The organism is Pseudoalteromonas sp. DL2-H2.2, assembly GCF_021532535.1.
GTDB classification, from domain to species: domain Bacteria; phylum Pseudomonadota; class Gammaproteobacteria; order Enterobacterales; family Alteromonadaceae; genus Pseudoalteromonas; species Pseudoalteromonas rubra_A.
Window position 1 is genome coordinate 111979 of record NZ_JAKGBD010000002.1, and the last position, 18380, is coordinate 130358.

Here is an 18380-nt window from a genome sequence, read left to right on the forward strand (position 1 = left end):
TGCTCACCTTTACTTATTATGCATGCGCCATTTGCACTGCTTGTTCTATGTCTACGGCAACCATACGTGAAACCCCGGGTTCCGCCATGGTTACCCCCGTCAGCCGGCCCGCCATTTCCATTGCGACCTTGTTGTGGCTGATGTAAATAAACTGCACCGTTTGCGACATTTCTTCGACCAGTCGGCAGAAGCGTCCAACGTTCGCATCGTCCAGCGGTGCATCTACTTCATCCAGCATACAAAACGGGGCTGGATTTAGTCTAAATATTGAAAATACCAATGATAATGCGGTCAGGGCTTTTTCTCCACCACTTAACAGATGAATTGTCGAGTTTTTCTTACCCGGTGGTCTTGCCATGATGCTCACCCCACTCTCCAGCAGGTCATCACTGGTCAGTTCCAGATAGGCGCTACCGCCGCCAAATACTTTGGGAAACAGCTCCGCCAGCCCCTGATTAACCTGATCAAAGGTGCTTTTAAAACGACTACGTGTTTCGCGGTCAATCTTACGAATGGCGCCTTCGAGCGTTTCCAGTGCCGCACTGAGGTCATCCAGCTGCTCGTCAAGGTAACGCTTGCGCTGCTGCGCCTCATCAAATTCTTCAATCGCCGCCAGGTTAACGGCACCGAGCAAACTCAGCTGCTGCCCAATCCGGGTCAGCTTGCCCTGATGACTGCTGGCCTGCGCATCTTCCGGTAGCTGCGCTAATACGTCTTTAAGTGTCTGACGAAGCTCAACTAAAGGTTCAAGCGCGGCCTGCGCCTTGACCATCAGGCTTTGCTCCTGAAGCGCTAGCTGCTGGCGTTGCTCTTTAAGCTGGGTGCTTTTTGCCTGGGCATCTTTAAGTGCCAGCTGTTTGTCGGCGAGTTGCTGTTTTGCGTCACTCAGCTTTGCTGCCGTTTCCTTTGCAGCCTGCTCCAATTCAGTATGACGGATCAGCAGCTCGGTTTGCTGTTGTTCCAACTCAACTCCGGGCTCATCGCAGCTGCTTAGTTGCTGCTGCACCTGATCCAGCGCTTCAGTGCCCTGCTTTAGACTTTGCGCCAGATGGCTGAGTTTGGTCTGACCCAGTTGTGCATCGCTTTGCGCCTGCTGGAGCTTCATTTTGGCCTGATGATGCTGTTGCTGAATATCACGCTGCTGCTGTTGCTGATGCTGATGCGCCCGCTTGAGTGCTTCGAGTGCCTCACCCGCCTGGTTCATTTGCTGTTGCAACTGCTCTTGTGCTTCTTCTGCCTGCCACAGGGCCTGCTCGCTTTCTTCAAGCTGCGCCACCAGCAATTCACCCTGCTCGTCCAGCTCAAGCTGGCTGCGCTCAAGCTGGCTGCTTTGCTGCTGCCAGCTGGCTTGCTGAGCGAGCAACATATCGACCCGGGTCTGGCTGCTGGCCACCTGTTTGGCCGCCTCATGGACCGCTTGCTTGTTCACTTCCAACTGTTGTGAACACGTTGTCACAGCGCTCTCCAAAGGCGTCAGCGACGCTTCCAGCTCACTCAGCTGTGCTTCAATTTGTGGCAATGCAGCCTTGTGAGCGCGCAGTTCGCTGTAATGGGCAAGCAGGCTACCCGACTGTGCATCTTCCTTCTGCGCCTGCCAGTTGCCGCCATACAGGGTGCCTTCGTCATCGATAGCGGCAAAAAACGCACCACGGGCGCTAAAATGGCGAGCCTGCCCCAGCCATTCAATCTGATTGAGAAAGTCCGGGTAAATCTCGGACTGCACAAGCGTTGCCACACTGCCCGGCGTTTTTTCGCCCTCAGGCGCAGGCCAGATACGGCTGGCGTAGTCTTGTTCAGTGATCCGCAATGACCCCAGCCCAAACATGGCACGCTCTACAATCGCTTCAAGCCCCGGCTCAGCTCTCAGTACACGAAGCAGTGGCTCGCCTGGCGCATCCTGGCTGTCGCCTTGCTGGGCACGGGTAAGTTTTTCCAGCGCCTGAACCTGAGCCTGCGCCTGTCCAAGCCTGACTTGTTGCGCCTGACATTTGTTCTGCAGTGCCGTTTTGGCTTCGCTCAGACGTTGTAGCTCTGCGCTCAGACGCTGATTTTCTTGTTGCGAGATGGCCATTGCATGAACCAGCTCCTGATGGGCCTTTTGCTGCTCGGCGAGCGTCTGTGCCGGGTTTTGCGCACTGTGCTGGGCTTGTTGCTGCTCCAGTTGTGCCTGCCGCTGGCTCTGATGCTGCCTCTGTTGTGTCAGGCGTTGCAGCGCCAGCTGGCACTGCTGAGTATGCTGGCGTGCTTTTTCCAGCGCCTGTTGCGCCGTCTGGCTGCTTGCTTCCTGTGTTTGTAGCTGCTGCATTTTTTCATCAATAAGTAACTCAGCTTCAGCGAGCTTTTCGGCACTGATTTGAGTTGCTTCCTGATGCGCTTCACACAGCTCATCGAGCTCTGCACAATGCTGCTGTTGTTGTTCATAAAGCGCCTGAGCTTGCGCAATTTCTTCATTCAACTGGGTGTGTTTATCTGCCAGTTCACGACGTTTCTCACTCAGGTGGATCTTTTGTTGTTCAATGCGGGTTAACTGGGTTTGTGTACTGTGCAGCTGCTGTTGTAATGTTGCCTGCGCATCACTGAAATGGGTGACCTGCTGCTCAAAGCTCGCCAGTACATCGTCGTGCCCGCCGTGAGCCTGCTCTAAAAAGGTCAGCTGCTCGTTCAGCTTAGCAATCTGAGTGGTTTTTTCCTGCTGTTTGGCATGTAATTCCTGCCACTTTAACACCGCCAGCTGGCCTTTCAGGGTACGCTCCTGGGCCTTGAGATCTCGGTACTGGCGTGCGGCTTCGGCCTGTTTGGCCAGTCTGTCGAGCTGATTTTGCAGCTCCTGACGCATATCCAGCAACCGCTCCAGGTTCTCCCGGGTGCTTTTGATCCGCGTCTGGGTTTCCCGGCGGCGCTCTTTATATTTGGACACCCCGGCGGCTTCTTCCAAAAAAATACGCAGCTCCTGCGGTTTACTCTCAATCAGTCGCGAGATCATCCCCTGCTCTATGATGGCATAACTGCGCGGGCCAAGGCCGGTGCCAAGAAAAATATCGGTGATGTCACGTTTGCGGCATTTACTGCCATTGAGAAAATACAGCGACTGGCCATCCCGAGTCACCAGACGCTTTATCGCAACCTGGGTGCGGTCGGCCATAGACCCGGGCAAGCGCCCTTGAGTATTATCGAACAGCAGCTCAACGGAAGCCTGAGAGACGGGTTTGCGGTGGGTTGAACCGTTGAAGATCACGTCGGTCATGGCATCGCCACGGAGGTTTTTGGCGGAACTTTCACCCAACACCCAGCGCACCGCATCAATCACGTTAGATTTGCCACACCCGTTTGGACCGACAACACAGGTCATCGGCTCCGGGAAAGGGATTTTGGTAGGCTCGACAAAAGATTTAAAGCCGGCCAGTTTAATGCTACTCAGGCGCATAGAAACAAAAGCTTAAGTGCAATCACACAGGTTCAAAGCCACCACCTTAACCGTGGCGCTTGATGTTATCGAGGATGATCCCCGTGGCCATCGCCACATTCAGCGACTCCGCGCCGCCAAATGCCGGAATGGTGACAGGCTGATTGATATGCTGTGCCACCGCATCACTGATCCCGTGCGACTCGCTGCCCATCACCAAAATACCTTGCGCTGTAAACGACGTAGTATGCACGCTTTGACCTTCCAGGAAAGCCCCATAAATTGGCCCATCGTAGGTTTTTAGCAACGCGCATAGATCGGTTCTGATCACATCAACCCGGGCAAAAGAGCCCATAGTTGCACTGATCACTTTGGGATTAAGGTGGTCGGCACAGTGCTCGCTAAGCACAATCTGGCGCAAACCATACCAGTCCGCAACACGAATAATGGTGCCCAGGTTGCCGGGGTCGGATACGCCGTCCAGCGCCAGGACCAGCCCTTGGGTATTCAACTCAGCTTGCGGCTCTGTCTCAGCAATGGCAATGGCCGCATTGTTACTGACCAGAGTACTGACTTTACTCAGCTCGGCCTCATCACACGTCACTACTTCATGATTATTCAACAGCAACTGGTGGTCGGCAATAAACTCGGCAGTGGCAAAGATCTGTTTCACCGGCTTGCCAGCGCTCAGCAGCTCCTGCACATTTTTGGCCCCCTGTACCAGGTATTGGCCATATTGTTTACGATATTTTTTTTGCGCCAGCGCACGGAGCAGCTTTTGTTGATTTTTCGACAGCATACCTACCTCATTGGTTTACCTGCAAAGTATAACCGCAATAGCAGGGAAAAGGCAGCGCCATCCACCCGCTTGCTTGCCAAAGTCCCTTTGTGGGCCGTAAAATAGCCACTCATTCGTATCTATAAGCTGTATTTATGTCCATTGAACTTCAGGTTATCCTGCTCAACGTCATTATTTTGTGTTTGGCCTATTTTGTCATTTACCCGCGTTACGCTGGCAATGACTTGAAAAAGGTCTCCATTCAGGATCTGGTAGCCACTTTGGTGTCACTCGCAATAGTCGGTTCGGTTTATTATGGTTCCGGATTGGCTTTTTCTTTGGTCTTGTTTGAGGTTAACTGGGCCTGGTTTACGGTCATAACCTTTACCCTGATTGAGCTGCCCTTGTGCTACTGGTACGCCAAGCGCCATGGCGTAAAATTTCCAGAGTAACAGAGCTTGCGATAAAAAAGGCACCCTCAGGTGCCTTGGCGTTAATTTACATTAACTTTAGGAAATAAATCGGTTGGGCAGTACGCTGCCAATGGGTATCAGCGCTCTGCGTGATGCAGTACAGACACCACAATGTCGTTAAAATGCTCGGCGGGGCGCAGCTGATTTACCGGACGACCACCGACTTTAATCAGCTCGACCAAATCAAAATACCCGCAGATCTGGTTGGTCTCAGGCTCCGTCACCAGCAGGTAATCCAGACCATGCGATTCCATGGTCACCAGCACATCCCCGGCGCTGGCATCTCGTAATTTGTTCAGATTTACCTGCTTGAGGGTTTGCAACGGCAACATCACATCGCTCACCACCAGCTCATTACGCTGACATCCGCGTAACTGCGCTTCTTTTAATATATGCCGGCTGCCAAGCCGGGCCTGAGAGATGATCCCCTGTAACTGCCCTTTTTGTGCCACAAACATAGACGCTACATGGGTTTTATTTAGCACCAGCGTGGCATCGTCAATGCTGGTATCCGGGTCCAGATAAATGGCTGTCTGACCATCCAGGTTATGCATATACTTTTGTGCCGAAACCGTCAGACGATCAAGCCCGTCGTTATCACCAGTTACAGACAAGGGATTGGCCTGCACGGCCAGCTCGGTGGTTACATCCAGCGTATTCAGTCGGTTAAACGTATTCATATTGCACCTCTACTTCAGAGTCGCGTCAGTGGTTAGCCTGTATCAAGACTCGCCATGACTTTAAGCACACAACGCGCGCCGCCTTAAAATGACAGGCGCACAAAAATAACTATCAAGAATTTAAAGTGGACTTAAGACAAAGCTGGCGGGGCACGGATCCCCTGCTGGTAATAGGTAAGAGTGGGATAATGGGTGCAAGCTTCGGTGCGCAAACACAATGGCAGCGCTGTGGCTTCATCGTGCACACGGTATAAAACAATGACCGGATCGCTGTCGAGTTTACCGTTATCATCGTCATCGTTGTCAGTCAGAAATTGGCTCAATTGCGCGGTATGTACTGACACATTGCCGCCGCTGGCGTTCACTGTCAGTGACACCATCAGGCACAATACTAAAACCCAGTAACGCGATTGCATGAACAAACTCCCAAAGCCGATATTTTCAATGTATAGGCAAGCTGGTGTGGTTTCAACCAGCAAAGTGCAATAATCTGAAAATTAATTTTCCCTTGCTTTAGCCCATGATTGGCGTGTTGTGTCTGCTCTTCCGGAAACCATCGAAAACACAAGAAGATGGCATGGCATGTACAATTTGTTACTGATTAGGCTGCCCTTTTTGTGTTGCGCAGTTTTATAATGAGGACAGAACTTTCAGTACAGAGGTATTTCAATGCAACTGACCAAAGGTATGGAGTATTTTGTCGCTGGCTTTTCGCTGTTAAGCCAGAAAGGACTAAAACGCTTTGTGTTTATTCCACTGCTTATCAATGTGACGCTATTTGGCGGCTCGTTATTTTTCCTGTATGACTGGCTGACACAGGGCTTTGCCTACCTGAATGGCTTACTGCCGGACTGGCTCAGCTGGCTGGAATGGTTAATGTGGCCCATTGCCATCTTAGTGATTTTATTCAGTTACAGCATGGTGTTTACGGTGATCACAAACTTTATTGCGGCACCGTTCAATGGTTTATTATCTGAAAAAGTTGAACTGCATCTGACCGGACAGCCAATTAACGACGATGGCTTTGCCGATTTGGTGAAAGATGTGCCCCGTATGTTGGGCCGCGAATGGAGCAAGCTGGTTTACTATCTGCCACGCGCCATTGGCTTTTTCATCCTGCTGTGGATGCTGCCTTTCATTGGCCAGATACTCTGGGTGTTGTTTTCATGCTGGATGTACAGCGTGCAGTATAACGACTATCCCTTTGATAACCACAAAATCTCTTTCAAAGAGATGAAAGACACCTTAAAAGCACACCAGGGGCTGTCCTATGGCTTTGGGTTTGCAGTTATGGTGCTGACCAGCATTCCGATTGTTAACCTGATTGTGATGCCGGCGGCAGTGTGTGGTGCAACCAAATTGTGGGTAGAGAATTACCGCACGCAATTTCGCAGCTAACCGCTGATGCCAGCCTGCCGGGCACAAAGGTTGCCCGGCAGGCTAGCTGGCTTTTTCTCCTAACGGCAGACTGACCGTGACCTCAGTGCCGCGCTGCTCGTCGGTATTAAAATCTATCTGTCCCTGCTGCGCTTCTGTAAGCAATTTGGCCGTGTAAGTACCAACACCAGCGCGGTCAGGCTTACCAAAAGTCACAAACTTCTCGAAAAAACGGGTTCTGACTCCGTCCGGCACCGGATCGGGGTTTTGAATGATCACCGTCAGCTGTTGCTCCGCAGGCTGCGCACTGATGGTCACCAGGGGCTTGGCCTTAACCGCTTCCAGCGCATTGCTGATAAGGTTGTGGAATAAGGTGTAACACAAGGCCGGTTCACCAAAAAACAGTAAATCTTTAGAGACCACAGTGCGCAGCTGGATTTTTGAGGCTTCAACCAGCGGAGCCAAATCTTCCAGCACGGCTTCAATGATTTTGTGTATCGGGTGGCTGATAGGATTTAGCTGATACTCATTCGCTTCGATTTTAGCCATGGCCGACATGCTGTCCATGGCATGCTGAAGCCGCAAACAGCTGTGCTGAATAAAACTAAGATAACGCCGTGCCCGCTCCGGCTCTTTAATATGACGTGCCAGCAGCGCCGTTGAACTGCGAATGTCTGACACCGGTTTTGCCAGGTTAGTCTGTGCCAAGCTGTCAAATTCGTCGCGCAATCTGGCATTGTCGATCATGGCATCAATCTGCGCACGCATCAGGCGGTTCGATTCAATGTTGCGACAGTGCGCGCGTACCCGCGATTTAACCACCGACGGGTTAGCGGGCTTAGTTATATAGTCGACCGCCCCAAGCTCCAGCCCTCGCACTACGTGCTCTGTTTGCTCCAGCGCGGTTAAAAAAATCACTGTAATATGCTGGGTATGAGGGTCATCTTTAAGGCGACGGCAGACTTCCAGCCCGTCCATGCCCGGCATCATAATATCCAGCAGGACCAGATCGGGTTGCGGCTCTGCGGCGCAGATCTGCAATGCCTTGGCACCACTCAGTGCTGCTTTCACCTTATATTCCTTGCGCAACACATCACCGATGATCTTGATGTTGTCTGCCACATCATCGACCACCAGCACCTGAATAGGCTGCTCCACCACTGCTTCTTCTTCAGCAACTTCGCCGTGGTATGGCCTGACCGGTTTGTTGAGCGCACGGCGCAGTCGCTCCAGCATAATTTTGCTGGAAAACGGCTTAACCACATATTCAGACACACCACATTTAATGGCCTGCAGGACCTGAGATTGTTGTATCGACGTAGCTGTCATCACAAACGGGATAGCCGCTGTGCGCGGATTCTTTCGTACTTCTTTTAATAAGTCGATCCCCGCCAGCTTGGGCAGCATCCAGTCCGCAATAATCAGATGAATATCCTGATATTGCAGCTTGTCGAGGGCGTCGGCACCGTTGGGGCTTTGCAACACATTAACTCGTCCAAGTCCGGTGACGATATTGGCCACCATGGAGCGTATGGTCTCGTGCGGTTCAACAACCAGGATAGTCATAGTGGTTACTGCACTGCCATTGTCCATTCTTTTCTCCTAAAGCCAGCAGTCCCAAAATCAAGCCTGGCACAGTTAAGGGGTTACAGCGCCGGAAAATTTATTTGCTGTTATTGTGCACAGGTTTCTAATATCTGTCTAACCTTTGTACAACGAATCAATAAACCGCCAACAGGCCAACGTTATGCCAGTCATTTCTGTCTTATGCACAACCCGACCACGGCGTCGGGGCTTAGCACTCACTGTTAGTTTAGCGGTGATATGGCTGTTATGTGCTGTATTGACACAAAAAGTGCTGGCCACCACGCGCAAAATTGAAAATATCGCCACCTATAACGGCCTGAATACCCCTCAGATCTATGCCGTCAGCAAAGATCAGCAGGGCTTTATGTGGTTTGGCAGCGCCGATGGTATAAAACGTTACGATGGCTATCAGTTTAGTAATTTCAGGCACATTCCGGGCGATCCCAGCTCGCTGTCTGCCGACAGTGTCAGTGTATTGCTGTTCGACACTCGTGGCCGTTTGTGGGCCGGTACCTGGGGCGGTGGCCTGAACCTGTTTTTGGGCGCTCAGCAAGGGTTTCAGCATTTTCGTCATGACCCGGGTGATGCGTATTCGCTGGGGGCGGACAAAGTACAGGCGCTGTTCGAAAGCCAGGATGGCAGCCTCTGGGTTGGCACCAATGGCGGCGGGCTCAATCGTCTCAAAGCCGATGGCAGCGGATTCGAGCGTTTTACCCACGACCCAAATACCCCCACCAGCCTGGGCAACAACCGGGTATGGAGTATTGCCGAAGATCAAGCCGGTAATATCTGGTGCGCCACCTCGGATGGGCTCTACCGGCTTGACCGCCAAAGTGGCCAGTTCAGTGCTTTTAAGGTTGCGCCACAGTCACTCGACCACCCGGAAGTCCGCCAGGTCTCCGTTGCCGCCGATGGCCGACTCTGGGTGGCCACCCGCACCAGCTTTGGCCGCTTTGATCCGGATACTCAGCGGTTTCATACCTATCAGCTCAATGAACAGAGCCTGCCCAGTGTATCCAGCCTGCTGCACCATCAGGGCGATATTCTGCTGTCGACCTTTGCCGGTATCTACCGCTTCTCTCCTTTACAGGAGAAATTTATTCCCACGGCACAGGACGGCAAGCTGGCATTACTGCAAAACCGCGATGTTCGCCAGGTGCTGATTGATCAAACCGGGCTGATGTGGGCGGCGACGCGCTACTCCGGTGTCATTAAAGTATTTCCCCACCCGCCTGCTTTTAAAGCCTGGCACCACTTTTTAGAAGATCAGCAACTCTCCGGGTTATTTAATCAGGTGCTGAGTATGGCAAAGGCCATTGAAGGGGGTGTGTGGCTTGGCACCGGTCGGGGCCTGGTGCATTTTGATGGACACGGGCAATTTATTCCGTTTGCCTCGCCCGAGGAGCTAACCGGTGACTACCGGCTCAGAGTGCATCACCTCAATCGGGATGCCGATGGCCAGCTCTATGCAGGGACTAATTTTGGGCTGTTTAAGGTTGATGAGCTAAACCGCACTTTAACGCCCTTTATGCCTGCAGGCGTGCGGGATGGCTCCCCCGTCGATTATGTCAATTTTGATGCACAGGGGTGGGTTTGGCTGATCATTGCCGGTGAGCGCAGGGTCACGCGCTGGCACCCGCCAAGCGGTGAAGTTCAGCACTTCGTGCCCAATACCGATCCGACTTTTATACTGATCGACAGTGATGCGCAAGTCTGGATAGGCAGCGACGGGGACGGTCTGTTTCGTCTTAGCCCGGATTTAACCCAAACACAGCACTATCTGCCCGACAATACCGCCACCAGCCTGGATGGCCGTCATATTAATCAGGGTATTCAAAGCGGCCGCCACCTTTGGTTTGCCAGCAATAATGGCGTGACCCGCTATGCACTGGATGAGAAACGCTTTGTGCGGTTTAATAACACCACGTCACAAGCCAATTTTGCCGTTAAATCCATCGTTGCCGACGAGCTGGGGTTATTGTGGCTGGCCACCTCAGGGGGCGTGTTTCAGCTCGACCCGCTCAGTGGTATTTTCCATCAGTTTACCACCCACGACGGACTGGGGAATAACCACTTTCTGGCGCGCTCTTTTGTGACCTATGACGAACAAATCCTATTTGGCAGCATAGATGGCATCACCGGGTTTAATCCGCTGACGGTCTACGTCAATATCTCTGCGCCGCCTCTGGTCTTTACCTATGCCGAGCGCGATGGGGTACGCATCGACAAACTTGATAACGGCATTGAGTTTACCCACAGAGACAGAAACCTGGCGGTCTATTTTGCCGCCCTGGATTACCACGCCACGGAAGATAACCGCTATCGTTACAAGCTGCTGGGCCACGATGCCGACTGGAGTGCAATCACAGACACGCCCCGCGCCAGTTACCGCTCATTGCCACCGGGCGAGTATGTACTGCAAGTACTGGGCAGCAATAACCATGGTGTGTGGAATGATACACCAATTGGCTTGGCGATCATTTCGCTGCCCGCCTGGTATGAAACCCTGTGGTTTAAAACTCTCTTACCCGCGGTCCTTATCATTGCGATTGTTACCATAGTACATATCAGAGAGCGCAGGCTGCGTCTGGCCAGCTTAAAGCTGGAGCAAAAAGTGGCGCAGCGTACTCAGGAGCTGGTGGTACTGGGCGAAGTGGGTAAAGAAGTGGCAGCCACCTACGACATGAAAGTCATTTGTGAAACCATTTATCAGCACCTTAAGCAAACCCTGCCCTGCGAGTTTTGTGCGGTGGGCATTTATCATCGCGAGCAACAGTACATAGACTACATCTATGCCGTGCAAGATGACGAGCCGTTTGCAGCGCTGATCAGCAAACTGAGCACCAGCCGGGGTGCCGATGTGTACTGTGTCAAAGAAGCCAGCCCTGTGTATGCCGCCTGCCCGCAGGACTGGCAGAAACTGGCATTAGCTGCCGCCGATAACCTGCACGGCGCGGCCACGCAAAGTGTCTTTTGTGCTCCGCTGGTGGTTGACGGCGAAGTGCTGGGCGTATTTACCCTGCAATTTAACCATGAGCACGCACTGACCCGGGCTCAGCGTGCAATCTTACGGGTTGTCGCCAATCACCTGGCGGTGGCTTTGGCCAATACCTTGTCTTATGGTGAACTTAAAGAGGCGGAGCAACGGCTGGAGCTGGCTATGTCGGGGGCCAATGCCGGTACCTGGGAGTGGGATATCAGCAGTGGCCGTTTGATCACCAACGATGTGTGGTCAGAAATGCTGGGCTATCAGTGCGACGAGCTGGAACAAAGATACGGCCCAAGCATTAGCCGCTGGCATCAGCTCATTCATCCGCAAGACCTGAGTGCAACCGAAGATGCTTTACTAGCCCATGCGCGCGGTGACAGCGATACCTTTCGCCATGAAATGCGTATGAAGTGTGCCGATGGCAGCTGGAAATGGATCCTTAGTATTGGCCGCAGCGTGGTCGCCAAGCATGGTTCGGGAGGCAAGGAAGTGTTTGGTATTCATATGGATATCAGCGACGCCAAAGCGCTTCAGGTAGCACTGCAAAAAGCCAAAGATAAGGCCGAAAGTGCCACCCAGGCCAAATCCGACTTTTTATCCAATATGTCCCATGAAATTCGCACGCCTATGAATGCCATCATAGGCATGAGCTACCTGGCACTGCAAACGGCTTTGAATCGTCAGCAGCGCAATTATGTCGAGAAAATCAATCGCAGTGCCGAGTCGCTCCTTGGGATCATTAACGACATTCTCGATTTTTCTAAAATTGAGGCGGGCCGGCTCGATATTGAAGCCATTGAGTTTGACCTGGAAGAAACCCTGACTCAGAGCATTGACCTGCTTACCATTAAAGCTCGGGAAAAAGACATAGAGCTGTGTGTGATGCTGGATCCGGGGATCCCACCGCGCCTGACAGGCGATCCGCTGCGGATCTCACAGGTGCTGCTAAACCTGGGCAGTAATGCGATTAAGTTTACCGACCAGGGCGGCAATGTGATCATTGATGTGTCACCGCAGGCGGGCGACAAAGAGACGCTGACACTGGCGTTTGCGGTCATAGACACCGGCATCGGCATGACCGATGAACAACAGCAGAAACTCTTTAAATCTTTTAGCCAGGCGGATACCTCAACAACCCGCAAGTACGGCGGTACCGGGCTGGGGCTGGCCATTTGCAAAAAACTGGTGGAGCTGATGGGTGGCCAGATCAGCTGCCAGAGTATTGCCGGTGAAGGCAGTACCTTTGCCTTTGATATCGTTGTGAAATTGTGTGACAACAGCGATACCCGTTTGCCTGAACTATCCATGCAACATGCGGTGATCCTCGATGACAACCAGTATGCCGCAAGCACGCTCAAACGCTACCTGCATGTTTTTGGAGTCAGCGCCGAGGTCATCGGCCGGGACGCCTTTGACCCGGATGCGCCAGCTATCAAAAGTGCCCAGTGTATTCTGGCAGACAGTCGCTGCCTGACTATCTTACCTGACTCACTGCGTGCAACGCTGCCCGTCGTCCTGCTAAACCATAGCGGCGACAGCGCAGAAGCCGGTGTCAGCTATACCCTTAGTAAACCGGTTTTCCCCAAGCCACTTGCCGCCTGCCTGCTCAGCCTGTTTGGCGACCCAAATATCGCTGAACACAGCGAGACGAATACCGAGGAACCATCTCACGCGGTCGCCGGTGCGCATTTACTGCTGGTTGAAGACAATGACCTGAACCAGGAGCTGGCCATTGCCTTGTTAGAAAAAAATGGCATTGAGATTGATGTAGCTGAGCACGGCCAACAGGCACTGGAGATGCTGCACCAGCGTGACTACGATGGTGTGCTCATGGACTGCCAGATGCCGGTGATGGACGGTTACAGCGCAACCGAAGCCATCCGCCAGCAGCCCAAATGGCAGGACTTACCGGTCATCGCCATGACCGCCAGTGTGATGCTGGATAACCGTCAAAAAGCGCTGGAATGCGGCATGAACGACATTATCGAAAAACCTCTGAACCCGCGCAAAATGTTTGCTACGCTCGCCCGCTGGATTGTCCCGGCCCAGCCTGCGAATGTGTCCGCCGCCAGCGAACAGCCGCCTTTAGTAGAACCAGATGAACCCGGGAACCTACCGACGATTACCGGGCTGGATACCCAGGCGGGACTCGCCATAAGCGAAGGCGACACAGCGCTGTATAAAAAACTGTTGGTGCGCTTTTGTGACAAGCAGGCGCAATTCGAACGGGCCTTTGCCGAGGCCCAGGCACATACCAGCACAGATCCACAGGGTCCAATGCGGTGTGCCCATACGCTCAAAGGCAGCGCCGGTAATATCGGGGCTGTTCAGGTGGCACAGCTGGCCGCTAAGTTAGAAACAGCCTGTGCCAACAATGCACCGATACAGGCTATAATGGACGAGTTATTAACCCGCCTGAATGCGCTGATTGATGCAATTTCGCAGGCACTGAATGCACAGCAAACCATTGAACATAGCGATGAAACAAGTCACTCAGCAAGCGCACATAAGGACATTGATATAACGGCCTTACTTGCACAGCTCAAAGTCCTGATCAGTGATTCAGATATGGATGCCAGTGATCAGGCTGATACATTACTGGAGGCGCTAAGCGGTGCACCCCAGCAGCCACTCGCTGAGCAGCTGTTTACCCAGATTGAGGATTTTGATTTTGATGGCGCAGGTGAGACTTTGACGACACTTGAGCAACAGCTGGCATCCTCACTGGACGCCTGAGCCGCTGACGTCCGTCACTTGTACTAAGGTCAGGTTTTCACTTTCCTCAGGCGGCTCAAAATACTGGCTCACCTGATAGAACACCGCTTCGGTATCAAAGTGTGCCCGCGCTGGCTGTTCAACGCGGCGCTTTGCCAGCTGCGCCAGACATTGTGTATCACAGACATCCAGATGGTAAAGTTGATGTTTGGCCTGTACCGCTTCACTCAGCTCCACAAACCAAGTACGCTGTCGCCGGGTGTTGGCCGGAAAATCCATCACCACATTCAGCCCCAGCCGCAACAGGCTTTGCACATGCGCTTTAATAAAAGGTTTGATTAGCCGAGATTTCTCGATGTAATCATCGAAGGTTTGGATTTGGCCCGGGTAATGCGCCGCCAGCCAGTCATCCTCTGACAGCACCACCGCCTGATGATCCTGAGCCAGCTTACGCGACAGGGTGGATTTACCCGCGCCCATTTTGCCGCATAAATAATAGAGTGTGCCACGTGATGCCATTGATTCTTCCTTGTTTTTTAGTTTGACCGAGAAGCCAGTATCCAGGCTGTGCGCCCCCCGGTCAACCGGCGTATTCACTTGTATGACTTTCTGGCTATGTTTACTCCAGCAAATCCGGCTTAGTTAAATCATACTGCCAATCAGACCACTTACCATTTGGGCGCAATATCGACATGGTATAACGTTTATCCGTCAGGTTCAGCCAGCCGAGATTAAGATGGCCAGAGAGGAATTTCCCCTGCCAGTTTACCGGCTTAAGATACTGAGTATTCTTGCGTTTGAATGGATTTATGGATAACCCCAGTACGGTTCCCTGATGAAGCATTTTTAGTGATGTTTCCAGTATCCCGGTGGGCGCATTCGATACCGAGCTGCTGGTAAGCTGCCAAAAATCAACACTGTGACTATTCGCAGGGTGTGACTTTTTATGACTGCGGCAATAGCCATAATGCACGTCACCAGAGAGCAAATAGCAGTGGCTGAGGGCAGGTAGAGTCAGCAAGTTGTCGGTCAGTGCCTGCATTTGTGCAGCATCGCTTATCCAACATTCTCCATCGAATCGCGTTGCCCCTTGATGTTTTAGCATGCTGACTGCTCCGAGTTGCAGTTGTTCCAACTCCGTAAAGCCAAACACAGGGGCTGGTGACACCACCACCAGCTCTTGCGTATTCGGCTCCAGCGTTGCCAACAATGCCTTCACCTGACTCAGCGCGGTGTCGTTCATTAACAATGGTGCGAATGGCTTACCAGGTCGAAACGCCCTTTGTGTTCGGGTGTCTAATATCAAAGCTGGCGGCTGTGTTGCACTGAGTACCGTAAAGTTTAGTGTGGTGAGTTTTTTAAAAGTGTCTTGATATTGTTGAGCATTGTATTCTGTCAGACCATCAATAAAAGCAGGCAAGGTCTGCGTTATTAATTCATGATATTGCTCGGGCGCATTACCCCATGCCTGGCAAAGCGCAAATGCTGTCAGCGCATTAGTCACCACTTGTTGACCCAGGCTCCCCGGCGCACTGAGTTGCGCCTGAATTTGCGCACTGAGGTTCCAGTCATCGGTCACTTCATGATCATCGCACATCATATAGCTGGGCACATGTGCCAGCAGGCGCCGGACTCGCCAGCTTTGACCAACAAAGTTGCGCGCCTTATTGTAACTGCGCCACACAGCACGGTCTTGGTCAATTTGCCGCTTGCTTAACTCCCCGTTGTTATGTTTCGTGGGCATAGGTATAACGGGTTCAGGCAGGTCGCGGCAAAGTCCTCCCCAGGCCAACAGATACATGGTCAGATACTCACGAAAACCAAGTAAATGATACTCCCCTGCTGTTGTGTAAAAACCATTTTCCTTATTCAGTAACAAATTTCGATTGCGCCAGCCAATTGAGTCCAGTGACAATCTATTTTGCCCTTGCTCTGCCAGTGCCTCATCAGGAAAAAGCTCACCGGAATATTGATAGATCAATTGAGCAACCTGCGGGTCTACATCATCGGCATAGATCTGATCGCCGGTGAGAAATAACACATCAGGGAGTTTATTCAACGGCCCGGATTGTTCAATCTTACGGTCGTATGCCGCCAGCGCATCCTGCTTTGCACCATGAGGCTTACGACAAGATGCACTCATCATTTGCGTGATACGCGAGTAATATCGAAAACTGGGATACGCTTCGCCATGATACAGAGGTAAAGGCCCCTCAAAATAGGCCGACTGAAACATGCTTTGCTGCTCATAACACAGGTCATATCCCACGGAATTTGCCTCTGGCCAGCCGCCTGCTGGCGCTTTCAGGCACACCATCACGGCGTGGAGTGACTCTGACAGCTTTATAGCGGTACACTCGCAATCACCAGATAGCTGTTCGCTCCCCAGCCAGGTTTGTGCACTGAGTGATGCAACGTCAAATTCCCCCTGGATCACCAGCCAGATATAAGCACAGTTAGACTCTAAACGCCTGAGCATAGGCCCGCTGAGTATCTTCATATTCCTTTTCTCCTGTCATTGGACGGATAAAGTATAGTCACACTGTGGATAGCCACATCATTTATAACTCTGAATGCAATGCTTCATACAAATTGACTAACCGCCCCAAAGAACATCTTTGAGTCGGTAATAGTAAGTTAAGTAAAAGGTCTTGGACACGACTTAAAATGGAACTAATATAGAAACAATTTTATAGTGCACCGGTAATGGGCCTGCGTATCCGGTCAGGACTAATACGACATGTCAGTAAATATATCTGAAAACCAGTGGGATGAGGCGATTGCGCAAAGTGAAGCAGATCCTGATTTAATCTATGCCAAATCGGTGTTTTTTAACCAGTCAGAGCAAGAGATACTAAAGCGCTTTCAAATCAATTTTCTTGATCGTGCAGATGAACTCAGGTTTATGCCGGCCAATTTACTGATGGCCTGTTTTCCCTATTTTGTCCGCTTTATCGTCACGTTTAGGCACGACGAATTCGATAAATCAGCAATAGCCGATTGTTTTCTGACCTTATTAGAAGGCAAGCTAAGTGACGAAACAGTCAACACCATAGAACTCTTACACCAAAGTAGAGAGGCGTTGCTTTTTATCTCGAACAGGCTGGGCGAATTTAATACTGACCCCGATATCTACGGTGATTTACAACCACGGCTGCACCATTTAATCACGCGGCTTTGATGAGGATATTCGAAATCAGCCGCCGTTTCTCTTTATTTTGAGTGGTAATCTTATGAAGGATGGAGCGAGCGGCAATCAACAAGACTGCCGCCGAATATAACTTAACTGTAGAGGTTTTGCGGCACTTTCAGTACCTGAATATGCACGGTCACTTCTTCGCGATCGTGGTAGAGGTGTTTAGCCTGTAGCTCATAGCCTACGCCGTATTTTTTCAGCTCGTCGTGGATCAGTGTTAAACACTCATAAACCGTATCAAAGCGCTTTTTCATGGGCAGCTTGAGGTTGAAGATCAACTCACGGACAAAACCGTTGACTATCCAGTCGACCATCAGCTCGCTGACGCGGGTTGGTTTTTCGACCATGTCACACACCAGCCAGTCGATGTTGCGCTTTTCGGGGCGGTATTTAAAGCCGTCTTCACGGAAGTGCTTTACCTGCCCGGTTTCCATTAAATCGTCGTTCATCGGACCGTTATCAATTGCCGCCACAAACAACCCGCGGCGTACCAGCTGGTAGGTCCAGCCACCCGGACAGGCACCCAGATCCACGCCGCGCATGCCAGATCGAACCCGCTCTGGCTCGTTCTCTTTACCAACAAACACATTGAAGGCTTCATCCAGCTTCAGCGTTGAGCGACTCGGTGCATCTGCCGGCATTTTCAGCCTGGGGATCCCCATAAAGAACGGCGAGTTGTTATGACTGAATGAGTAACCGACATAGGCGGTGTCGTTTGCCAGAAACAGCACATGCAGCACAGGTTTGTGGGCTTTGTGGTCGCGGGTCAGCTTATTTTGCTTTTCCAGCGCTTTGGCCAGTGGCGTCGAGAATTTTTTACAGAACTTCGACAGCTCTTTGCCTTCATTGGTATCCGGGGTTTCTACCCGCAGATCGCCACACAAAGGAAAATCCCCAACCACCTGCTTGATCTCAGATACGCGGTCTTCAACGGGCATTTTGCTTAACAGCACACCCGCAAACCACTGGCGGGCAAACACCAGGCTGGAAAAATCAACCTGCTTAAGTAGCAGCTCACTCTGAGCCGGGTCAAAACACTCAAAGGTCACATAGCCCGTATTGGGCTTAGCTTTCACGTAACCGGCGACATTATGTAACGCGGCGTGATGCGTAATTTCGGCCGCCGCATCGCTTTCAAAGCCGCTTCGGCAATAAATAACCACACTAGACATAGTGATAAAA

The 18380-nt window shown here is 51.8% G+C and carries 12 protein-coding genes; 4 read left to right on the top strand and 8 right to left on the bottom strand.

The features are described from left to right. Window positions 1-16 precede the first annotated feature (16 nt). Both L1285_RS03145 and L1285_RS03150 read right to left on the bottom strand, forming a co-directional pair. Complete coding sequence (locus L1285_RS03145; protein ID WP_235410953.1) at window positions 17-3424, bottom strand: chromosome segregation SMC family protein; 3408 nt, start codon at window positions 3422-3424, stop codon at window positions 17-19. Window positions 3425-3470: 46 nt separating this feature from the next. Beyond that, window positions 3471-4202: a TrmH family RNA methyltransferase gene (locus L1285_RS03150; RefSeq protein WP_046006593.1), complete on the bottom strand. Its 732-nt coding sequence runs from the start codon at window positions 4200-4202 to the stop codon at window positions 3471-3473. 134 nt (window positions 4203-4336) lie between these two features. Here L1285_RS03150 and L1285_RS03155 point away from each other — a divergent pair, with 134 nt between their 5' ends. After that, window positions 4337-4633, top strand: coding sequence for a hypothetical protein (locus L1285_RS03155; RefSeq protein ID WP_235410954.1), 297 nt, complete (start codon window positions 4337-4339; stop codon window positions 4631-4633). Between the two features lie 98 nt (window positions 4634-4731). On the opposite strand, the gene L1285_RS03160 is transcribed toward L1285_RS03155, so the two are convergent. Then, a complete protein-coding gene (locus tag L1285_RS03160; protein WP_235410955.1) occupies window positions 4732-5334 on the bottom strand; it encodes a CBS domain-containing protein in 603 nt (200 codons plus the stop codon). Window positions 5335-5465: 131 nt separating this feature from the next. Next, on the bottom strand, window positions 5466-5750 hold the full coding sequence (locus tag L1285_RS03165; protein WP_209051041.1) for a hypothetical protein: 285 nt from the start codon (window positions 5748-5750) through the stop codon (window positions 5466-5468). 253 nt (window positions 5751-6003) lie between these two features. Here L1285_RS03165 and cysZ point away from each other — a divergent pair, with 253 nt between their 5' ends. Further along, window positions 6004-6732 carry a sulfate transporter CysZ gene (gene cysZ / locus L1285_RS03170; protein WP_235410956.1) on the top strand — a complete coding sequence of 243 codons (729 nt, stop codon included), beginning with the start codon at window positions 6004-6006 and terminating at the stop codon, window positions 6730-6732. Between the two features lie 42 nt (window positions 6733-6774). On the opposite strand, the gene L1285_RS03175 is transcribed toward cysZ, so the two are convergent. Next, on the bottom strand, window positions 6775-8304 hold the full coding sequence (locus L1285_RS03175; RefSeq protein ID WP_235410957.1) for a response regulator: 1530 nt from the start codon (window positions 8302-8304) through the stop codon (window positions 6775-6777). 250 nt (window positions 8305-8554) lie between these two features. Between L1285_RS03175 and L1285_RS03180 the strand changes: the two genes are divergently transcribed. Beyond that, window positions 8555-14023 carry a response regulator gene (locus L1285_RS03180; protein ID WP_235410958.1) on the top strand — a complete coding sequence of 1823 codons (5469 nt, stop codon included), beginning with the start codon at window positions 8555-8557 and terminating at the stop codon, window positions 14021-14023. Here L1285_RS03180 and L1285_RS03185 read toward each other — a convergent pair. After that, window positions 14009-14521 (bottom strand): AAA family ATPase, encoded by a 513-nt coding sequence (locus L1285_RS03185; protein WP_235410959.1) that lies wholly within the window; start codon window positions 14519-14521, stop codon window positions 14009-14011. The genes L1285_RS03180 and L1285_RS03185 overlap by 15 nt on opposite strands. A 100-nt stretch (window positions 14522-14621) precedes the next feature. Beyond that, window positions 14622-16502 (bottom strand): hypothetical protein, encoded by a 1881-nt coding sequence (locus L1285_RS03190; RefSeq protein ID WP_235410960.1) that lies wholly within the window; start codon window positions 16500-16502, stop codon window positions 14622-14624. A 240-nt stretch (window positions 16503-16742) separates the two neighbouring features. On the opposite strand from L1285_RS03190, the gene L1285_RS03195 reads away from it, so the two are divergent. Then, window positions 16743-17183 (top strand): hypothetical protein, encoded by a 441-nt coding sequence (locus L1285_RS03195; protein ID WP_235410961.1) that lies wholly within the window; start codon window positions 16743-16745, stop codon window positions 17181-17183. 101 nt (window positions 17184-17284) lie between these two features. On the opposite strand, the gene rlmM is transcribed toward L1285_RS03195, so the two are convergent. Next, window positions 17285-18370 carry a 23S rRNA (cytidine(2498)-2'-O)-methyltransferase RlmM gene (rlmM, locus tag L1285_RS03200; RefSeq protein ID WP_125716511.1) on the bottom strand — a complete coding sequence of 362 codons (1086 nt, stop codon included), beginning with the start codon at window positions 18368-18370 and terminating at the stop codon, window positions 17285-17287. Window positions 18371-18380 lie beyond the last annotated feature (10 nt).

Excerpts from the sequence above, each read along its gene's own strand:
- L1285_RS03145 (WP_235410953.1), bottom strand. The coding sequence starts at position 3,424 with ATGCGCCTGAGTAGCATTAAACTGGCCGGCTTTAAATCTTTTGTCGAG.
- L1285_RS03150 (WP_046006593.1), bottom strand. The coding sequence starts at position 4,202 with ATGCTGTCGAAAAATCAACAAAAGCTGCTCCGTGCGCTGGCGCAAAAA.
- L1285_RS03155 (WP_235410954.1), top strand. The coding sequence starts at position 4,337 with ATGTCCATTGAACTTCAGGTTATCCTGCTCAACGTCATTATTTTGTGT.
- L1285_RS03160 (WP_235410955.1), bottom strand. The coding sequence starts at position 5,334 with ATGAATACGTTTAACCGACTGAATACGCTGGATGTAACCACCGAGCTG.
- L1285_RS03165 (WP_209051041.1), bottom strand. The coding sequence starts at position 5,750 with ATGCAATCGCGTTACTGGGTTTTAGTATTGTGCCTGATGGTGTCACTG.
- cysZ (WP_235410956.1), top strand. The coding sequence starts at position 6,004 with ATGCAACTGACCAAAGGTATGGAGTATTTTGTCGCTGGCTTTTCGCTG.
- L1285_RS03175 (WP_235410957.1), bottom strand. The coding sequence starts at position 8,304 with ATGGACAATGGCAGTGCAGTAACCACTATGACTATCCTGGTTGTTGAA.
- L1285_RS03185 (WP_235410959.1), bottom strand. The coding sequence starts at position 14,521 with ATGGCATCACGTGGCACACTCTATTATTTATGCGGCAAAATGGGCGCG.
- L1285_RS03190 (WP_235410960.1), bottom strand. The coding sequence starts at position 16,502 with ATGAAGATACTCAGCGGGCCTATGCTCAGGCGTTTAGAGTCTAACTGT.
- L1285_RS03195 (WP_235410961.1), top strand. The coding sequence starts at position 16,743 with ATGTCAGTAAATATATCTGAAAACCAGTGGGATGAGGCGATTGCGCAA.
- rlmM (WP_125716511.1), bottom strand. The coding sequence starts at position 18,370 with ATGTCTAGTGTGGTTATTTATTGCCGAAGCGGCTTTGAAAGCGATGCG.